The sequence below is a fragment of the Methanosarcina sp. genome, from assembly GCF_035390745.1.
Lineage (GTDB): Archaea > Halobacteriota > Methanosarcinia > Methanosarcinales > Methanosarcinaceae > Methanosarcina.
In genome coordinates, this window is record NZ_DAOOUJ010000057.1 from 1 (window position 1) to 17,990 (window position 17,990).

17 protein-coding genes are annotated in these 17,990 nt (G+C 42.2%); 11 read left to right on the top strand and 6 right to left on the bottom strand.

From position 1 onward, the window contains the following. The first annotated feature begins 169 nt into the window (after positions 1-169). From PLL47_RS11800 to PLL47_RS11810, 3 genes are all read left to right on the top strand, one after another. Complete coding sequence (locus PLL47_RS11800) at positions 170-412, top strand: hypothetical protein (protein WP_324446403.1); 243 nt, start codon at positions 170-172, stop codon at positions 410-412. Beyond that, positions 409-639, top strand: coding sequence for a YncE family protein (locus tag PLL47_RS11805; protein ID WP_324446404.1), 231 nt, complete (start codon positions 409-411; stop codon positions 637-639). The genes PLL47_RS11800 and PLL47_RS11805 overlap by 4 nt, the downstream gene beginning before the upstream one ends. A 99-nt stretch (positions 640-738) precedes the next feature. Then, positions 739-2,643, top strand: a complete 1,905-nt coding sequence (locus tag PLL47_RS11810; protein WP_324446405.1) for a phosphoadenosine phosphosulfate reductase domain-containing protein — start codon at positions 739-741, stop codon at positions 2,641-2,643. A 157-nt stretch (positions 2,644-2,800) separates the two neighbouring features. Here PLL47_RS11810 and PLL47_RS11815 read toward each other — a convergent pair whose 3' ends face one another. Together PLL47_RS11815 and dinB are read right to left on the bottom strand one after the other, a co-directional pair. Continuing rightward, a complete protein-coding gene (locus PLL47_RS11815) occupies positions 2,801-3,055 on the bottom strand; it encodes a protease inhibitor I42 family protein (RefSeq protein ID WP_324446406.1) in 255 nt (84 codons plus the stop codon). Positions 3,056-3,507: 452 nt separating this feature from the next. Further along, complete coding sequence (gene dinB, locus PLL47_RS11820; RefSeq protein ID WP_502883699.1) at positions 3,508-4,608, bottom strand: DNA polymerase IV; 1,101 nt, start codon at positions 4,606-4,608, stop codon at positions 3,508-3,510. A 242-nt stretch (positions 4,609-4,850) separates the two neighbouring features. Here dinB and PLL47_RS11825 point away from each other — a divergent pair, with 242 nt between their 5' ends. Beyond that, a complete protein-coding gene (locus PLL47_RS11825) occupies positions 4,851-5,834 on the top strand; it encodes an energy-coupling factor ABC transporter ATP-binding protein (protein ID WP_324446408.1) in 984 nt (327 codons plus the stop codon). A 36-nt stretch (positions 5,835-5,870) separates the two neighbouring features. Next, complete coding sequence (cbiQ, locus tag PLL47_RS11830; RefSeq protein WP_324446409.1) at positions 5,871-6,677, top strand: cobalt ECF transporter T component CbiQ; 807 nt, start codon at positions 5,871-5,873, stop codon at positions 6,675-6,677. 81 nt (positions 6,678-6,758) lie between these two features. Here cbiQ and PLL47_RS11835 read toward each other — a convergent pair whose 3' ends face one another. Together PLL47_RS11835 and PLL47_RS11840 are read right to left on the bottom strand one after the other, a co-directional pair. Next, positions 6,759-6,878, bottom strand: coding sequence for a methyltransferase domain-containing protein (locus PLL47_RS11835; protein ID WP_324446410.1), 120 nt, complete (start codon positions 6,876-6,878; stop codon positions 6,759-6,761). Beyond that, positions 6,869-7,165: a class I SAM-dependent methyltransferase gene (locus PLL47_RS11840; protein ID WP_324446411.1), complete on the bottom strand. Its 297-nt coding sequence runs from the start codon at positions 7,163-7,165 to the stop codon at positions 6,869-6,871. Before PLL47_RS11840 ends, PLL47_RS11835 begins: the two co-directional genes overlap by 10 nt. A 533-nt stretch (positions 7,166-7,698) precedes the next feature. Here PLL47_RS11840 and cbiM point away from each other — a divergent pair. Both cbiM and PLL47_RS11850 read left to right on the top strand, forming a co-directional pair. Continuing rightward, the gene (cbiM, locus tag PLL47_RS11845) at positions 7,699-8,364 is read left to right on the top strand and encodes a cobalt transporter CbiM (RefSeq protein ID WP_324446412.1); all 666 of its coding nucleotides are present in this window, start codon (positions 7,699-7,701) and stop codon (positions 8,362-8,364) included. Next, a complete protein-coding gene (locus tag PLL47_RS11850) occupies positions 8,361-8,666 on the top strand; it encodes a PDGLE domain-containing protein (RefSeq protein WP_324446413.1) in 306 nt (101 codons plus the stop codon). The genes cbiM and PLL47_RS11850 overlap by 4 nt, the downstream gene beginning before the upstream one ends. A 152-nt stretch (positions 8,667-8,818) precedes the next feature. Here the strand turns inward: PLL47_RS11850 and nth are convergent, their stop codons facing one another. Continuing rightward, positions 8,819-9,523, bottom strand: coding sequence for an endonuclease III (gene nth / locus PLL47_RS11855; RefSeq protein ID WP_324446414.1), 705 nt, complete (start codon positions 9,521-9,523; stop codon positions 8,819-8,821). Positions 9,524-9,644: 121 nt separating this feature from the next. Here nth and PLL47_RS11860 point away from each other — a divergent pair, with 121 nt between their 5' ends. The 3 genes from PLL47_RS11860 (at position 9,645) to PLL47_RS11870 (ending at position 12,959) form a co-directional block, all read left to right on the top strand. After that, positions 9,645-9,788: a hypothetical protein gene (locus tag PLL47_RS11860; protein ID WP_324446415.1), complete on the top strand. Its 144-nt coding sequence runs from the start codon at positions 9,645-9,647 to the stop codon at positions 9,786-9,788. Between the two features lie 58 nt (positions 9,789-9,846). Then, entirely contained in the window at positions 9,847-11,463 is a 1,617-nt protein-coding gene (purH, locus tag PLL47_RS11865; RefSeq protein WP_324446416.1) for a bifunctional phosphoribosylaminoimidazolecarboxamide formyltransferase/IMP cyclohydrolase, read from the top strand. 710 nt (positions 11,464-12,173) lie between these two features. Beyond that, positions 12,174-12,959 carry a helix-turn-helix transcriptional regulator gene (locus tag PLL47_RS11870; RefSeq protein ID WP_324446417.1) on the top strand — a complete coding sequence of 262 codons (786 nt, stop codon included), beginning with the start codon at positions 12,174-12,176 and terminating at the stop codon, positions 12,957-12,959. Between the two features lie 235 nt (positions 12,960-13,194). On the opposite strand, the gene PLL47_RS11875 is transcribed toward PLL47_RS11870, so the two are convergent. Further along, positions 13,195-14,118, bottom strand: a complete 924-nt coding sequence (locus PLL47_RS11875) for a UbiA family prenyltransferase (protein WP_324446418.1) — start codon at positions 14,116-14,118, stop codon at positions 13,195-13,197. Positions 14,119-15,200: 1,082 nt separating this feature from the next. On the opposite strand from PLL47_RS11875, the gene PLL47_RS11880 reads away from it, so the two are divergent. Continuing rightward, entirely contained in the window at positions 15,201-17,990 is a 2,790-nt protein-coding gene (locus PLL47_RS11880; RefSeq protein WP_324446419.1) for a cation-translocating P-type ATPase, read from the top strand.

A 17,990-nucleotide genomic window follows, 5' to 3' on the forward strand; every position in this document is an offset into this window, starting at 1 on the left:
AGAGATTCAAAGATTATAAAGATATGCAAAAATTAAATGGTTGAGACACTAGTGTTACGTCAATTATCAAAGATTAAAATGATTCTAAATACTTCTAATCGGTTATATACGATATTTTACTGTTGACGCAACAATAGCATGAAAGGCAAACGTTGTTTGGGGATTAAAGATGAAAAGTAAAATTATATCAACGTCGATTGCCACTTTTCCGATTCCACTCTCATTTGTAGCAATGTCTAATAAACTACGTAGAGAAGATATATTCATAAAAACTTTTAGAATATCAGCACTTGCAATTTTAATACTGATGAGTATAGCAGGTGCTGCTCCATTTGCATATGTGACGAGCATAGGAATCGATACGGGTACTGTCTTTGTAATTATACAGCAACAGACAATCTTAAAACCGTGATACCTGTAGAAGGCTGGGCTGGAGAAGCCGCAATCAACCCCGCAGGAACAAAGGTGTATGTGACGAATTCATCAGGATTCAGCACCAATGTTTTTGTAATTGACACAGCGACAAATACGGTTGAAGCCGTAGCGGATGTAGGAGATTATCCTCGTAAAGTTGCAGTTAACCCGAAAGGAGCAAGGGTTTATGTGACGAATAAATTCGAAATTAACACCTTCCCATAGTAAAAGCCAAAACTTCCTACAGAAATTTTTGGTCAAGCTTTTTTTTAAAAAGCTTGAGCCAAAGCCTTTTAAAGGGGAACCTCACTCAATCTGCGTGACATGTCCAGACCAGCATACCTTGGCAAAATGCTCCTGCACTGGTGCGAAGCCTGCAATGTGCCTGTGCTCGGAAAAAAGTGTGGGTGCGGCAGTAAAACAAAAAAGGTTGAGGTAACTCCTCCCGGAGATATTCGCCCGGCTTTTGATTATGACATCAGACGCATAAATTCCGTTTCTGAAAAACAATTTAACGCTCCTCTTATCCCCGACGGTCACCTTGTGGTGCTTAACAAAGCCCCTTATGAAGACCGCATGGATGAAATAATAGTGGACGGGGAAGTCATTGCATCCATAAGGTTTGAAATAGAAAGCTGTGAATGGGTCCTTCTCCCCCGCCTCGAAGGGGCAAGGCGGCTTTTCCAGGGCAGGAACAGAAAAGACCTGAAAAAATGGGTCGTTATTGAAGAGGAAATATTACCTTTTATCCTGAAAAAAGGGGCAAGTATCCTGGCTCCCGGAGTCCTTGATGCAGACCCCGAAATAAAAAAAGAGGACGAAGTAGTTGTCCTTAACCCTGCCGGAGATGTAGTCTGCTGCGGACGCGCACGTATGGCAGGAAAAGAGATGATAGAGGAAAAACGCGGAAACGCAGTAAAGCCGCGCTGGAGTTCGGAGCCAAAGGCTGCAAAAATCCTCGAGTCGGGAAAAAGCTGGTGCGACGCCGTAAAAGCCAATGAAAAAATCCTGAATCCCATGATAGAAGAGGCCCACGCTTTCATAAGGGACGTTTCGAGAAGCATGGAACTCAAGGTCAGTGTATCATATTCCGGGGGGAAGGACAGCCTTGCAGTTCTTCAGCTGGTGGACGAAACTCTTGATGATTACGAGCTTATGTTTGCAGACACCGGGCTTGAATTTCCGGAAACCCTTGAAAATGTCAGAGAGGTCGCTGAATATTGCGGAAAAACTCTCAGGACTGCGAGTGCAGGAGACTCTTTCTGGGAATCCATAGGAGTTTTCGGTCCTCCGACAATGGATACGCGCTGGTGCTGCAAGATCTGCAAGCTTGGACCCATTACAAGGCTGATTGACGAGAATTATGAAGGAGGCTGCCTGAGCTTCATAGGGCAGCGCCAGTACGAGTCCCATGCGCGGTCTATCAGCAAAAGGGTCTGGAAAAACCCCTGGGTAGGAAATCAGGTAGGTGCATCCCCTATACAGGAATGGACAGCCCTGCACGTCTGGCTCTACTTATTCAGGACAAAGGCTCCTTATAATCCGGCATATGAGAAAGGGTACGACAGGATGGGGTGCTGGCTCTGCCCGTCTTCATCTTTATCCGATTTCTTCCAGCTTGAGGAAAGCCACCCTGAGCTTGCGAAAAAACTCAACTCTCACCTTCAGGCTTATGCAGAGAAAATGGGGCTTTCCCCTGAGTGGGTAAAGTACGGATTATGGCGCTTCAAACGCTATCCGAAAGTACTGCATGAACTTGCGGACAGAAAGGGAATTTCCCTGCTCCCTTCACAGGAAGCTCCAAAGGAACTCAATTTTGAAGTTGCAACAGGATACAGGCCCTGCAAAGCAGGAGGGATTTCTGCGGACGGAAGCTTCGGGCAGGCTATAGACATAGAAACTCTGGAAGAAAGTGGTATGCTCAAGCCGATGGGGAAAGTTTCTTTCATTGAAGGGGCTGCTTCTGTTGTCATGGGAGAATCGAGAGCTCAGGTCTTCGCTTCAGGAAATGTCAATGGAAGAAGCGAAAATGAAAAAACGCTTAAAAATCTCATGCGAAAGGTTGAGTTCTCAGTGAGGAGAGCTGTCCTCTGTCAGGGGTGCGGAATCTGTGTGGGACACTGCGAGCACGGTGCAATTGAAATGAATGAAAAAAGAGCCTGGATAAAGGACAATTGCATCCATTGCGGAGCCTGTATAGAGGTCTGCCCGCTTGTAAAATTCATATAAGCCTGTACAGGGAATTAAGATAAAAAACATAATAAAAACAGGACTTGAGGAATAAGCAAAAAGAGTAAGTGAACCCCTGGAAAGGAAGGGCGGATTGGATTTTTACCAGAGAAGGCGACCTTTCCAGGAGTCCAGGCTTTACAGCCTGTAAAAACAGTTATTCGGCATCAATATTGATTTCAAAACAACTTGCTATCTGGTTACCCCTCCGGTATGTGCCTGTTATCTTTTGACTGCCCTGGCAAGTTACCTGAATATCCCATACACGGTATCCCCCACTGCCGGTTTTTTCCTCATCTTCAGGAATAAATCTGTCTCTCATTATCTGCAACCCGTTACTTGTTGCGATATCCCAGCTGAATCCGCTAACGGGATTTTCCGGAAACTGGATTGTAAACGGTTTTTTAATCATATTGTCCCTCTCCTGACCGTCCTTATGCAGCCATCCTTCCTTGCCCGCATTATAAATTTTTTCGCCATTTATAGCGAATTTCTAATAAAGTGTCGTTTTGAAGAAACCCGCGTGCAGAGAGAATCTACATAAAAAATAGCCTGGCTCAAAAACGGGGATAGAAATTCAGGTTCTGGAAGTAATTTCTAAATATTAGCCTTATTATTATTACATTTCTTATGTGATAAATTTTATGAAAAAAATTTCCTTATGGTTAACGAAAAACAAGGACAATCAACGAAATTCTATTACAGAAGGGAGATGCTATTTATATATAAAAAATAAATATAAATTGTGTTGGGAACCTGAGCCCCGTGAAGATGAAATGGGTGAACATAACTTACCAAACAGAACTAAATAAGATCAACATAATTTTTTAAGATCAACATAATTTTCAAAATCAAACGTTTCCCTCAGTAATCAAAAAGGCTTTTCTGTCCTTTTTTCGTCTGGAGCCCACCTACCCTTATCCCTACACGCCTGAATTCGCCCCTGTTTTCTGAAAGGAACTCTTCCAGAATTTCTCCTGATACCTGAAGAAGGATGTTCTTTGAAGATACCGGGTGGCTGAGAGTGCGGCTTCTGGTAAACATTTTGAAGTTTGAGTTTATGACTGTGACTGTTACAATCCTGAAAGAGAGCTCCCTTGAATCCAGTTTTTCAATAACGTCTTCTGCCAGCTTTTCAAGCAGCGAAGAGATAAGCTCTTTATCCAGAGTATCTTCAGGCAGCGTCGCAATCCTTCCTATCTGTTCCGAGCCGTCCCTCTCTTTGAGGGGGGAATCATCAATTCCCGCAGCAGCCTGTTTAAGCCACGTTCCCCGGGACTTCCCGAAAGTGGAAATAAGTTCGATAACATCACGCTCTGCAAGATCCTTTACCGTAAATATGCCCATTTCCTGTAATTTTCTTGCAGTTACGTCCCCGATTCCCCAGAGTTTGGACACTTTCAACGGCCAGAGGAAAGCTTCCACATCCTGAGGGCTCACCAGTGTAATTCCATCAGGTTTTTTTGCGGAGGAAGCCATTTTGGCGATTAACTTGTTAGGTCCTATTCCTATAGAGCAGGTCAGGTTTTCCTTTTCTTTAATTTCTTTCTTAATCTGTCCCCCTAGCTCAAAAGCAAGGTTGAAATCTCCACCTGTCCTTTCAGAAATCTCAAGAAATGCTTCATCAACGCTTATCTGTTCAAAAGAATCTCCATTTATTCCGGGGTCTGCGTAGCTGCGGAGGATTTCCATAATCCTGTCAGAAACTGAAGTATAAAACTCCTTTCTGGCGGGCAGAAAAACAGCTTCAGGATTGAGTTTCTTAGCCCTTGAACACGGCATTCCCGCCCTTATTCCGAATTCCCGGGCAACATAGTTGCATGTGCTTACGGACCCGCTTAGTTCGCTTCGCCCTGAAAGCATGCAGACCACAACTGCTTTTCCGCGGAGTTCGGGTTTTTCCCGCTCCTCTACGGCTGCATAAAAATAGTCCATATCTATATGAAGAATGACCCTCTGCATCAAAGTAAAAGATGCAGGGAAGATTTGTATAATTATCTCTCAAGCTTATCTGCCTTTCAGGATGAAGCATTAACCTGAAATTTAAAGTACTAACCTGAAATAGAATTAAGAAGTGAGCACAAATTTCAAACCGGAAAGTACAAACCATAACACATAAAAAAGATAACTTCATTAGCTGTAACACTATTTTAAAAAAAGTTATATAAAAAGGCAAGCTGTGGTCTCATTACAGGACGTTTTCAGTTATGAGCAAATCAACCCCCCCACGAAATCCTGAAAAAGGAGCAGATCTACCGGTGCAAACTGAGGGCAAGAAAAGCCCACAAACCGGAAAAAATCCCGGAAAGACAGATAACCCCTCTGAGAGAACATGCACTCCCGTCCTTGAAGTAAAAGACCTCTGCCACAGATACCCACACCTGGAGTCAAATGCCCTTGACAAAATAAACCTGAAGGTATACAGGGGGGAAAGAGTTGCGGTGCTCGGGGCTAATGGAGCAGGAAAATCCACTCTTTTCAAACACCTTAACGGAATCCTGCGCCCTCTTTCCGGAGAAGTCCTGGTAAAGGGAGAAAAAATAACAAAAAAGAACGTCCGTATGTGCAGGGAAACAGTAGGAATAGTATTCCAGGACCCTGACGACCAGGTTCTTGCTCCAAGTGTTGAAGAAGATGTGGCTTTCGGGCCAATAAATATGGGGTTATCCAGAGAAGAAGTAGAAGCAAGGGTTAAAGAAGCCCTCCAGATGGTAGGGCTAACGGGTTTTGAAGAAAGAGCCCCGCACCACCTTAGTGGCGGGCAGAAGAAGCTTGTGGCAATTGCAGGCATCCTTGCCATGCGCCCTGAAGTTATCGTGCTTGACGAGCCGACAGCAGGGCTTGACCCTTTAAGTTCAGCCCGCGTCCTTGAACTGATTATGAAAATGAACAGAGAACTGGGGATTACTCTCCTGCTTTCAACCCATGATGTGGATGTTGTCCCTTATTTTGCGGAAAGGGTTTTTGTGCTCCATCACGGGAGACTTGAGGCTGACGGAAGCCCGGAGGAGATATTCAGTGACCCAAAACTTCTTAGAAAAGCTCATTTAAAGCTTCCGAGAGTTGCAGAAGTCTTCGAAATGCTCCAGCAGGAAGGACTCAATGTAAACATACAGATAACAGCCGAAGCAGCCAGAGACGAAATACTGAGGCTAATAAACTCGGGAAAGGAAAATGCCGGAATTGAGTGAAAGCCGAAAAGAAGGCTCCTTACTGGAGGATATATAATGGTAACTCTCACGGACATTGAACGCGAATCATATAAAAACAGCCCTGTACACCGGCTTGATCCCAGGATAAAACTGGTTTTTGCGCTTGCAATAATAATTTATGTGGTAAGCCTGCCCAGGATTCACGATAAAAATATGGTTCGTCTTTTTGCCGTAGAAGCTTATTTGATGCTTCTTGTGCTAGCTGCCGGGCTTGATTTGAGGTACTTTTTCCTCCGTATTCTTGCGATTTTACCTTTTGGGCTCGGGATTGCCCTTATCCAGCCTTTTCTGAGACCTTCCTTCATAGAAAATTATACGGTTTACCCTCTTGACCTGCCTTTAGGGTTAAGCATAACATATGAGGGAATTGCCTTTGGAAGCACACTGATTGTGAAATTTCTGGTCTGCATAACAGCTGTTATCCTGTTATCTTCCACCACGCGGCTGCGAGATATGGTTGCAGCAGCCGACAGGATAGGGATCCCCAGGGAATTTACTCTGCTCCTGAGCATGATGGTGCGCTATCTCTTCCTTTTCTGGGCCGTGCTCAAAAGGATACGAATTGCACAGCAGACCAGGCTCTTTGATATATGGAACAAAGATGTGCCGAGAAAATGGGTCATTGAGCAGGTAGGGAACAGCATAAGTTCGATTTTCATACGCTCCTATGAGCAGGGAGAAAGAACCTATATCAGTATGCTTTGCAGAGGCTATGGGAGCGGACACGAAAAATCGTATTACAGGACCAAAATAAAAACACTGGATATCATTTTTCTACTCATTAGTGCAGCCTGCATATTATATATCCATCTTTATATCTGAACCTGCTTTCGGCAGGTCGACATAAAAATCCATTCAATTTTTCTGTTGATATCGTTTTTTTCAGAACTTTTGAAATTAGATTTAAATCAAAAGCTTCGGGAGGGTCCAGAGCAGGTATTTATTCACAATAAGGTCAAAGGAACAGTCTTCAAAAGGCAGATTTTCCGCATCCGCATGGAATAAATCAATTTTTAGACCCATGTTATATCCGCATTATGCTTTGCTTTCTTGAGCATGCCTTCAGACAGGTCTATACCTGTTACCTCATACCCCATCTCGGCAAAAAGGAGGGCGAGAAAACCTGTGCCTGTCCCCACGTCCAGTACTTTTAAACGCTTGCCGGAAAACAGGGATTTTTCAAAGATTTGTTTCCAGACCGTACGCTCGTCTTCATCAAAACCATTTACTCCATTTTTGTAGGTTGAAGACCTGAAATTCCAGTAATCGGCAATAACTTCTTTGCAGTCTATGAATATTCCTCCATACAATACTGAAAATATGCTGAATACAAATATACCATCTTTTCATAACAAATATTACCAAAAGTTAAAATCTGATGAGCATATATTACTTAATAACTTATAAAATCAATCCCTCAAGGCTCAAAAAGATAGTAGAAATAGGGCTAATCTGGATTAACACCAATTTTACCAGGATGAACATCTATTCGACTTGATGGGTGAACATAAGCTACTGAATTAGACTAAAAAATAAAAATTACGACACGGAAGAAGAATTCATAAAAAAATTATCGAAAAAAATAATACCAAAATGTATATATGTAATACTGAATATCTACGATTATACAGGAAATATTCCAAGGTTACTTTCAAAAATACAGATCAGTGACAGTCAAAAGAGATTTGTAACTGATATAATTCCCCTGACAGCACCCAGCAAATTCTGACTTTTTGGGTGTTTACTCATATATGAAAATAATATCTGGAAGACATGTGAGCTGAAATGTTCATAGTAAAACGGGGAAAAATTAAAAAATAGGGTGTAAAAGAGGAAAATAAAAATGCATATACCAGATTCTTTTATTCCATTAACTCAGGCAATTGTCTACTGGGTGATTACCATTCCGTTTATTTTTATGTCAATGAAATGGGCAAAAAAAGAACTTGATGAAATGAAAATACCTGTTCTTGCAGCCCTTGCAGCAGGAATATTTGCAATTCAGGCCATGAATATTCCTATCGGGATGGGAACAAGCGGGCACATGGTAGGAGCAACTCTTGTTGCCATAGTCTTTGGAAGTCCCTGGGCTGGAGTTCTTGTACTCACACTCGTGCTGCTGGTACAGGGTTTTGCCTTTGGCGACGGTGGAATCACCACCATGGGTGCAAATATCCTTAACATGGGTGTAATTTCCGGATTTGTCGGATATTATACATATGCTGCCCTTCGTAAGAGTACTGGCACAAGCATTGCAGCCTTCGGAGGCGCATGGCTAGGGCTCTTTATTTCAGCAATGGCATGTGCAGTCCAGATGTATATTGCAGGCACCTTCCCCCTGGTTCCGGGCCTCATGGCAATGGGCACCTATCACCTGATAATTGGTTTTATTGGGGAAGGACTGATCACTGCAGTTGTAATCACAGCAATTGCAAAATCCCGACCTGACCTCCTGGAGGACAGTTTCACTGCCAGACCTGAAAAATCAAAGAAGGAGGCTCATGCATGAGCGGGAAATCGAATATGAAATTCCTTTACGCAGGAATTGTAGTTGCACTTTTGCTTTCCGCCCTTGCACCCTTCCTTGCGTCTCCAGACCCTGACGGGCTGGAAAGTGCAGCTGGAGGAGTAATTGAAGAATCGAAAATGTCTGAACTTGAAGAAATGGAGCCCGCAGTAAGCTCTCCAATGCCAGACTATACGATTGAAGGTATGGGTAAGAGTGGAGAAGTCATGGCGATTGCAGCAGGAACAATTGCAGTGCTGGTAATCAGTTTAGGATTTGGGAAGATTTTCAATAAAAAAGCCTGAGTAAAAACTATTTCCCTTTTTTGAAAAGCCGTTTTTCTTCCAGACAATGGAAGAAACGGCTGCCCATAAAGTTTTTGAGATATAAACATTTCACAGGGCTTATTTCAGAACTCGCTAATCAACTATTCCTGTTCCCCTGAAAAACTCCCGGCTTATTCACCAATAAATATAGTGCTTGAGGGGCACAGTTCTTTTACAACACAAACCTGGCACCTGGGTTTTCTTGCCTGGCATACTTTTCTCCCGTGATAAATCAGGGTCATAGAAACAGAATCAAGGTCTTCTTTCCGGGCAAGGGATATAAGATCATTTTCTATTTTCACAGGGTCTGAATGCCGGGTAAGCCCGAGCCTTCCGGAAACTCTTTTTACATGGGTGTCCACGGCAATACCCTCTATTACTCCAAAAGCTCTGGCAAGAACTATATTTGCGGTTTTTCTTCCTACTCCAGGGAGGGTTACCAGTTCTTCCATTGTCTGTGGAACTTCACCACCATAACGCTCGATAATCAGTTGCGCGGCAGCTTTGATATTTTTCGCTTTGCTTTTGTAAAAGCCTGTAGAATAAATATCCGCTTCAAGCTCCCTTATATCTGCTTTTGCGTAATCCCAGGCGGTCCTGTATTTTTTAAATAGACTTTCGGTCACTTTATTGATCTGGACATCTGTTGACTGGGCAGAGAGAACGGTTGCTACAAGAAGTTCTAGAGGATTACTGTAGTTTAGAGAAGGCTTTGCATCCGGATATTCTTCTTTTAAAAGAGCCCAGATACGGTCAAAGTTATGCCTGTTGTCAGGAATGTCATATTCCTGCACGGGTCCACTGGAAGCCAATTTATGGGGTTTTTCTTCAGGCATTAAAAGAACTCCAATATCATGTATTTACCAGAATAAGAACAGGTCTCTTAAAGGCATGTAGACGTCTTTTTATTTCTATCTTTTTCGGGTCAGGAAGAGAGAGGTTGAAAATGGAATAATTGTGGAAAAAATAGCATGTAAAAATACCAAAAGATTAAAGAACTACATGTCTGAAGGTTTATATCAGGATGTTAACAGAAATGCTGCATTTAAGGAGTTAAACTCTGGTTTTTTTCAAAGAAAGCCCCTCTTTCTAATAAAATAATATGTAAACCATAAGTTTTATAGCTAATAATTTTTAAACCAAGTATATTGGTGATTTTTTGGTAAAAAGGGCATTGCTCAGCGTCTCAGACAAGACAGGAATTGTGGAATTTGCGCGTGGGCTTGAAGCACTTGGCGTGAAGATTATCTCAACAGGCGGGACCGCGAAAATCCTTCGCGATGCAGGTATCGAGGTTACTGACGTTTCGGAAGTCACAGGCTATCCGGAGATGATGGGAGGAAGAGTCAAAACCCTTCACCCGAGAATTCATGGCGGACTTTTATGCCTCAGGGACAGCAAAGAACAGATGGAGGAGGCTGCAAAAGAAGACATCTCCCTTATTGATCTGGTAGCTGTAAACCTGTACCCCTTTGAAGTAACGGTTTCCAGAGAGAATGTGGAGCTTGAAGAAGCTATTGAAAATATAGACATAGGAGGTCCCACCCTTCTCCGCTCTGCAGCCAAGAACTACCGCTCGGTAACGGTAATATCTGACCCCTCAGACTACGGGCATGTCCTTAAGGAACTGCGCTCAAGCGGGATAATCTCCGAGAAAACCCGGGCTGAACTTGCGGTTAAAGCTTTCAGGCACACAGCGGACTATGATGCAGCTATTGACACCTATCTGAGCAGGACTCTGCTTGGGGAAGAAGTGCTGCGACTGAAATTTGCTGAAGGGGTAAAGCTTCGCTATGGAGAAAACTGGCATCAAAAAGCTTATTTCTACAAAGATCCTGCAATAAAAGGTCCGAGCCTGGCAAAAGTGATCCAGCTTCACGGGAAAGAACTTTCCTACAATAACTATGTGGATGCAGACAATGCACTCCAGACTGTCAAAGAACTCGGAAACGCTTCCCCTGCCGTGGCAATTGTAAAACACAACAATCCATGCGGGCTTGCTACCGGAAAAACACTCCTGGAAGCCCTGCAGGCTGCATGGGATGGAGACCCTATTTCAGCTTATGGGAGCATAATCTGTACAAACGAGACTTTTGACCTCAAAGCTGCAACTTTTTTGAATGGTAAATTCGTAGAAATTATCCTTGCCCCTGACTTCAAACCCGATGCTCTTGAATACCTGAAAAATAAAAGTGAAAACCTGAGGCTCCTTAAACTTCCGGAACTCAGAGAGGTTTTCGGAACAGAATATACCTACAAATATGTAATCGGAGGCATGCTTAAGCAGAGCCGTGATATAGGGATCTATGAAAAATGGGACTCTGTCACTGAAATTGCCTATCCAGAAAATAAGCGTGCTCTCTCGGAGTTTTGCCTTAAAGCCTGCAAAGCCACAAAATCCAATGCCGTGATCCTTGCTCATGAATATGAACCAGGGCAATTCATGGTACTGGGCATGGGGGCGGGGCAGCCTAACAGGGTAGATTCTATTCGTAAACTGGCAGCTACAAAGGCGGTTGAAAACTTAAGAGTAATATATGAACGCGAACAGCCTGCCGTATCTTTTGAAGAATACTGCCGGAAGATTATGTCAGAATGTGTAATGGCTTCAGACGCTTTCTTCCCCTTCGATGATAGCGTGGTCCATGCGGCAGAAAGTAACATTCGTTATATTGTTTCCCCTGGCGGTTCGATCAGAGACCATGAGGTCATTGCCACTGCAAACAGACTTGGAGTCTCAATGGTCTTTACAGGTATGCGGCATTTCCTTCACTGAAAAAATAAGTAGAAACAAAGAGGACTCAGGAATAGAACTGAGTCCAATATAAAACTCGGGTACTCCTGCATTTTATGGCAGGGTACATTCTCGTTTCATGTCTTTTTTAAGAGTCAAGAGTTTAAATGACCAAATGTTCCAAAAAATAGCGAAGATTTTTGAGTTTTTAACTGTATATAGAACTTTAAACAAAGCAAATCTTTAGAAGATTATTAATATAGAGACAGAGACATTCAGTTCATAATAGGTCGATTCACTTATATCAATAATTTGCCGGACAGCTAACTATGGATATTAATTTTTTACTTATGAGATTTAACTTAAATTTCGAATAAGCAGCGTAAAGCCATATATTAATAGAATAAATTTATTTCAATGAAATAACATACTTTTTTATAAAGTGAACAGATAATTTTCGGATTGGAAATTTTCTTTTTCGAAAGACAGATACACAGAATATCTTAATATCTGAAAAAAATTATTAAAGATTGGATATACTCTTGAAAAAGATAATATATATTGAATTCGTATATCATTCTAGCAATATTATATCATCTTGACATAACTGCCACCTCAATTCAATATAAAAGATGAGAAGAATTAAAAAAACCAAAATGCCTCCCCTGCAAATAAAAGTTGGAGAGCTTGTATATTAATTATAAGTTTCAAACGACTCCAGAAACTGCATGAGAAACCACGGGCTGATATTTGTGAAATCAACTGGACTTTTAAGCATCCTGACCTTTTCTGAAAAACGAAAAGATATCCTATTTTTACTTCAGGAGAGCCCCAAAACCCTTTCGGAGATTAAGGACTACTTCGATGTAAGATCACCTGAGATTTTACCTCGCCTGAAAGAAATGGAAACCGCAAATATGATTGTCAGGCAGGAAGGAATGTATCGATTAACTTCCCTGGGAAAAGTTTCAGCTATATATTACAAACCTTTCCTTGACACTCTGACAGCCATAGAAGCAAACGAAGACTTCTGGAGAGACCATGACATTACAGCAATCCCTGAGATTCTTTTAAGCAGAATTCAGGAGCTGAAAGAATGCAGGGTCATAAAAGATGAGCACGAGCATATTTACGATTCTCATAAAACATTTATGGATAATGTTCCGACCTCTGGCCGTTTCATGGGGTTTACGTCCATTTTTCTCCCAAGTTATCCTTCAATGTTTCTTGAGATGGCTCGCAGGAACATCCCCGTTTCTATAATTGTTACGCCAAATGTCTTTTTCAAAGTAAAAAACGAGCATAATGCTGAAATTGAAGAGTTCCTTAAGTTTAAACATACAAGTTTCCATGTTTATGACACTGCAAAGGTAGCTTTTGTCGTAACAGACCGATTCTTATCACTGTCTCTCTTTTTCAAAAATGGAACCTTTGACCCCAGGAGTGACCTTGTAGGTTTTGATTCTTCGTCAATTAAATGGGGAGAAGACCTGTTTAAATATTACAAAGAAAACGCAGTTGAAATTAAGACTTTGTAATCCAGAGATTCAAAATGATCTGTGGTTGCAGTTTATTAAGAAACGGAACAAAACAAAAAACAGGAGAAATACGGCTGAAGACTTACTGGTCTTCAGTCAAATCTGTTTGAGTCTATTTGAGTGGACTCCAGAACAGATTTCCGTACTAATTTTGAATGTTCCTGTTGTGAACTTCAGGCTCCAGATGCAGATCCGGGTGAAATTTTCATAAAAGGCTTTTAAGGCAATTTAGTATTTATGCGATTAAAGCGCCTGCAACCATTCTTAATCCCATAATGGATGTGGATTCCCCGTCAACAAGAAAAGTTCGTTCAAGTTTTTGTGAAGGAAATTCTTCATTCCCGGGATTTGTAAATTTCTGAATGCATATCAATCCGCAAACAAAACTGTAGAGAACTATAAGGGGCTCGAAAGCAAGGATTCCGTGGATAAGGGCAATCCCGATTATTAGATGAGAAAGCAGGTGCATAGCAAGAAGGAGATTGCGGGTTTTTCTTGTTCCCAGGCTTACTGGAAGGGTCTTGATGCCTGCAAGAGTATCTCCTTTAATATCCTTGAAATCGTAGATCGCAGAGTTAATAAAGAGTTTGACTCCAAAGAAAATAAAAACCATAACAACGGGAACAAGATTTCCATATCCTCTGCCTGCAAGTCCTGCAATGAAAATCCCCCATGTAAGCCCCACGACAATATTTTTAATTCCAAGCCCTCCTTTGAGTTTCAAGGCAAGCCTGCCTACTTTAATGCCTTTGCTGTACAGATAACCAGTTACGAAAGGTATGAATGCAAGTTCAAAAGCCCCTTCTTTTGCCAGGATATAAGTTCCTATTACAAAAGCCAGCAGTGAAACACGGAGTCCAACTTTTTTATTTGAGCCATTAAGTTCCTTTCGGTTTACAGAGTCTTCCTCGGATTCCAGAGCTCTGTCAAGCGTGTAAACTGTATAAATAATTAAGCCCCCTGCAACACAGGTTAGCATACTAGACTGTATGTTTAGTAGTAGAAATGCAAGATGAATTCTTAATGCGCCAGAAAATGCAACTAAAATAGAACTTTTAAGCAGTTCAAGAGTGGCATTTTTTTCATAATGACTAGAATTAGCAGTTCGACTGTGCTTGAAAATAGATCTTAGACTTCCAGAAAATACATTGGAGCTCATGAAACTAATAATGTTTGACTTTTAAATATTATTAATTCCATATAATATTGACAGATACGTATAATTGATAATTTACCTTGTGAATTGTATACGATTGAACTAACAATTTAAAGGATAAGATATCAATTATATTTATACAGAAAACGTATTCTACCGCAAATGATAAAAAGCTACAGAAGACGCGATAGAAAGAACCTGAATGAGCAGACAAATATATAATTCTGGACCTAACTGATATTCCAGACGACGCAGATGAGTACTTAAGATTTTGAGACCTGGGCAGAGTTAGTCCCCACAACGAGAAATATCCTGATAACAACGTTCAGTTATTCAATCGCGGAGAAATTGCCCGGGCATAATTTTCTACGGGGCAGTCAAAACAGGAAGCAAAAAATAAGAGGGCATCAGAATATCCATGTTTCTCCTGTCTCTCATTTTATGCAGAAGAAAGTACATCTGAACAGGCTTCCAGATTCCGGATAAATTAAGGGTGAAGTAAGGAAGACAGAGATAAACTGAGAAGGAACGCCTATTCTTTTTGTTTATTAAATTAGAAAAAATGCCTGCATGGAACTTAAAGTTAAAAATTTCATCCAGGGCGCATGTAAAGAGATATAAGTCCATTTCACAAAATATTTTACCATTTATAAACACGATTAGAATGATATCTGAGAGAGTATCCAAAAAATTACCTTGAAAAAGATAGGATCTAAAAGCTACATATATAGTAAAATAAGATTTATAATATAAGCACATATTTTGCAAACGGGAATAAGGCGGGTAAACTCAATTCGATAGAGGGCATCAGGACATTTTAACATTTCCGAAACTGAAAATTGCTCAGTGCTAAGAGAAATTCCTGTTTCAATGGATGCAGCTGCCTTTAAGAAATGCAAAAATCACACATGGGAAAGCTGTCAAGCTGGATGTCCAGTTCCTGGCAGAAGAATACCTTAACCTGTAGATTTCTAAAGGAACTGTATCAAAGGTGAGTCTGCCGGGAAGCAAACATTTGGGAATATGTTTTTGGGGGAGGGGAAACAAGCGTGTTTTCATCAGATCCAGATACACCTGAAGGAGACATGGACCAACAAGATCTGGAAGAGAGAAGGAGCAACAGCCCCTCTAAGGAAAGGTCTTCTGAGATGACGACGTCTGATAGCCATACTAAAAAAACTACTACTTCATGGCATTCCCTGGAAAATGAAGTTATATTCAGAAAACTTGCCACTTCTTCCAGGGGGCTTGAGCCTGAAGAAGCATTAATTAGACTTAAAGAATATGGGAAAAATGCCCTTCCAGAAAGGAAACCTCCTGGTATGGCAGAAATAATCTTTCATCAGTTTAAAAGCCCTTTAATTTATATCCTCCTTATAGCAGCAGTAATCTCACTCCTCCTGGATGATTTCAAAGATGCAGGGTTTATTTTCCTTGTAGTTATAATCAATGCTGTAATAGGTACTATCCAGGAGTGGAAAGCGGAACAGAGTGCAACCCACCTGCAGACGATCTTAAAAATTATGTCCAGGGTAAGGAGAGGAGGTACCGAGATAAAAATCTCTGCCGAGGAGATAGTCCCTGGGGATATCATCCTGCTGGAATCAGGAAATCGAATCCCTGCTGATCTCCGTATTTTCCGTGCTACGAACCTTACTATTGATGAATCGCTTCTTACCGGGGAATCTGATGCTGTACAGAAGACTGCAGGCATACTTAAAGAAGATACTCCCGTTAGTGATCGGTATAATATGGCATATGCCGGAAGTACTGTGATTACGGGACGAGGCTGTGGAGTGGTGACTGCTACAGGCAGCCGAACCGAAGTTGGTATGATTGCCCGTGCAGTCACGGAAACAGAGTCTGCAAAGCCACCCCTTCTTATACGGATGGAAGATTTTGCCCAGAAAATAGGAATTGTTGTAATAGTTGCAAGCTGCATAATGAGCGTGATTGCACTTTCACAGGGGACTGCACCTATTGAAGTTTTTTTCCTTGCAGTAGCTCTCGTCGTGTCAGCTATTCCGGAAGGGCTGCCTGTAGGGGTTACGGTTGCACTTTCAATTGCATCCACCCGAATGGCGAGAAGGAATGTAATTGTCCGCAGGCTCTCTGCAGTAGAAAGTCTTGGGAGCTGTACTACTATAGCGACCGATAAAACCGGTACTCTCACCGTCAACCAGCAGACTGCAAGAATGGTCCTGCTGCCTCCGGGAGACTATTTTGAAGTTTCAGGAGAAGGGTATACTCCTGAAGGGGAGATAAAAAAGGAAAAAGGAGCCTCTCCCGAAACAAAAGAAATAGAAAGACTTCAAAAACTTGCACTGGCTGCTGTGATCTGTAATGAAGGTACTCTCTTTCAGGAAGATGGAAAATGGGTCCATCATGGAGACGCCATAGATGTCGCTTTTCTTGCGCTTGCATCCAAAACAGGCATAAATCCGGAAGAGATTAGAAAAAAAGTAAAGCCAGTTGCTGAAGTTCCCTTCGAATCCGAAAGGATGTATGCGGCTGTATATTATCGGGAAGATAGCGGTTCCATCAGAGTAGCTGTCAAAGGAGCTATGGAAGCTGTTCTCCCGTACTGTACGGCGATGAATACAGCAGAAGGCAAGGTTCCGATTGATTCGGATGCCCTTAACAGGGAACTGAACTCCCTGATGGAGAAAGGGTATCGTGTGCTCGTTGTGGCTGAAGGTCCGGTACCAGGAAAGATAGGCGAAACACCAGAACTTGACTCTGTAAAGCCAGAACTCACATTCCTCGGAATTACAGCTTTCATAGACCCCCTGAGACCCGATGTCAGTGAAGCTGTACAGACCTGTAAAAAGGCTGGTATTGACGTGATAATGATCACAGGGGACCACCCGAAAACTGCACTTGCAATAGCCGGTGAGCTTGGCATCACTCATTCTAAAGAGGAAATGCTTACAGGTAGAGAGATGGAAGATCTTGGCGACCCCGAACTTCCCACTTTTATGACTACCCTTGAAAAGATACGAGTGTTTGCAAGGGTAACCCCTGTACAGAAAATGCAGATTGTGGATTCACTTGTCAGGAGAGGGCACTTTGTTGCTGTAACAGGGGACGGGGTCAATGACGCCCCTGCACTCAGGCGGGCAAATATAGGCGTTGCAATGGGGTCAGGGACCGATGTGGCGAAAGATACATCATCCATGATTGTAACCGATGACACGTTCTCTTCTATTGTTGCAGGGGTTGAGGAAGGAAGAATTGCTTATGACAATATCAGGAAGGTCAGCCTTCTTCTCGTCTCTACAGGGCTTTCAGAGGTTATTCTGTTCATACTTGCACTTTTTATAGGCTTGCCAGTACCACTGCTCGCAGTGCAGCTCCTCTGGCTTAACCTCGTCACGAACGGAATTCAGGGAGTGGCTCTGGCCTTCGAGGCAGGGGAACCCGGAGTAATGTATAGAAAACCGAGAAAACCCGAAGAAGGGGTCTTTAATGACCTGATGGTAAAAGAAACTCTGATCTCAGGGGCAACTATAGGGATCATAGCGTTTGCAGCCTGGGCCTGGTTACTCTGGGAAGGATATGAGGAGACACTGGCAAGGAATTCCCTGCTGCTCTTGATGGTTCTCTTTGAAAATTTCCATGTATTTAACTGCCGTTCCGAGTACCGTTCAGCATTCCGTGTGCCTGTCAGGAACAACTACTTTCTTGTCATCGGCGTTATCCTGATGCAGGGGCTGCATATTTTTTCCATGCATATACCTTTCATGCAGGAACTTCTCAGTATAAGCCCCGTTTCATTTCAAAGCTGGTTCAGCTTTTTCATAATTGCAGGCACGGTTATTGTTGTGATGGAAATCTTCAAAAAGATCAGGGCTACTCGCAATAGAGATATGTAA

Bases quoted from the DNA above. Each gene is read 5' to 3' on its own strand.
- PLL47_RS11850 (WP_324446413.1), top strand. From the start codon at position 8,361: ATGAGCGGGAAATCGAATATGAAATTCCTTTACGCAGGAATTGTAGTT.
- PLL47_RS11835 (WP_324446410.1), bottom strand. From the start codon at position 6,878: ATGGGTCTAAAAATTGATTTATTCCATGCGGATGCGGAAAATCTGCCT.
- PLL47_RS11815 (WP_324446406.1), bottom strand. From the start codon at position 3,055: ATGATTAAAAAACCGTTTACAATCCAGTTTCCGGAAAATCCCGTTAGC.
- cbiM (WP_324446412.1), top strand. From the start codon at position 7,699: ATGCATATACCAGATTCTTTTATTCCATTAACTCAGGCAATTGTCTAC.
- nth (WP_324446414.1), bottom strand. From the start codon at position 9,523: ATGCCTGAAGAAAAACCCCATAAATTGGCTTCCAGTGGACCCGTGCAG.
- cbiQ (WP_324446409.1), top strand. From the start codon at position 5,871: ATGGTAACTCTCACGGACATTGAACGCGAATCATATAAAAACAGCCCT.
- PLL47_RS11880 (WP_324446419.1), top strand. From the start codon at position 15,201: ATGGACCAACAAGATCTGGAAGAGAGAAGGAGCAACAGCCCCTCTAAG.
- PLL47_RS11810 (WP_324446405.1), top strand. From the start codon at position 739: ATGTCCAGACCAGCATACCTTGGCAAAATGCTCCTGCACTGGTGCGAA.
- PLL47_RS11875 (WP_324446418.1), bottom strand. From the start codon at position 14,118: ATGAGCTCCAATGTATTTTCTGGAAGTCTAAGATCTATTTTCAAGCAC.
- PLL47_RS11800 (WP_324446403.1), top strand. From the start codon at position 170: ATGAAAAGTAAAATTATATCAACGTCGATTGCCACTTTTCCGATTCCA.
- PLL47_RS11825 (WP_324446408.1), top strand. From the start codon at position 4,851: ATGAGCAAATCAACCCCCCCACGAAATCCTGAAAAAGGAGCAGATCTA.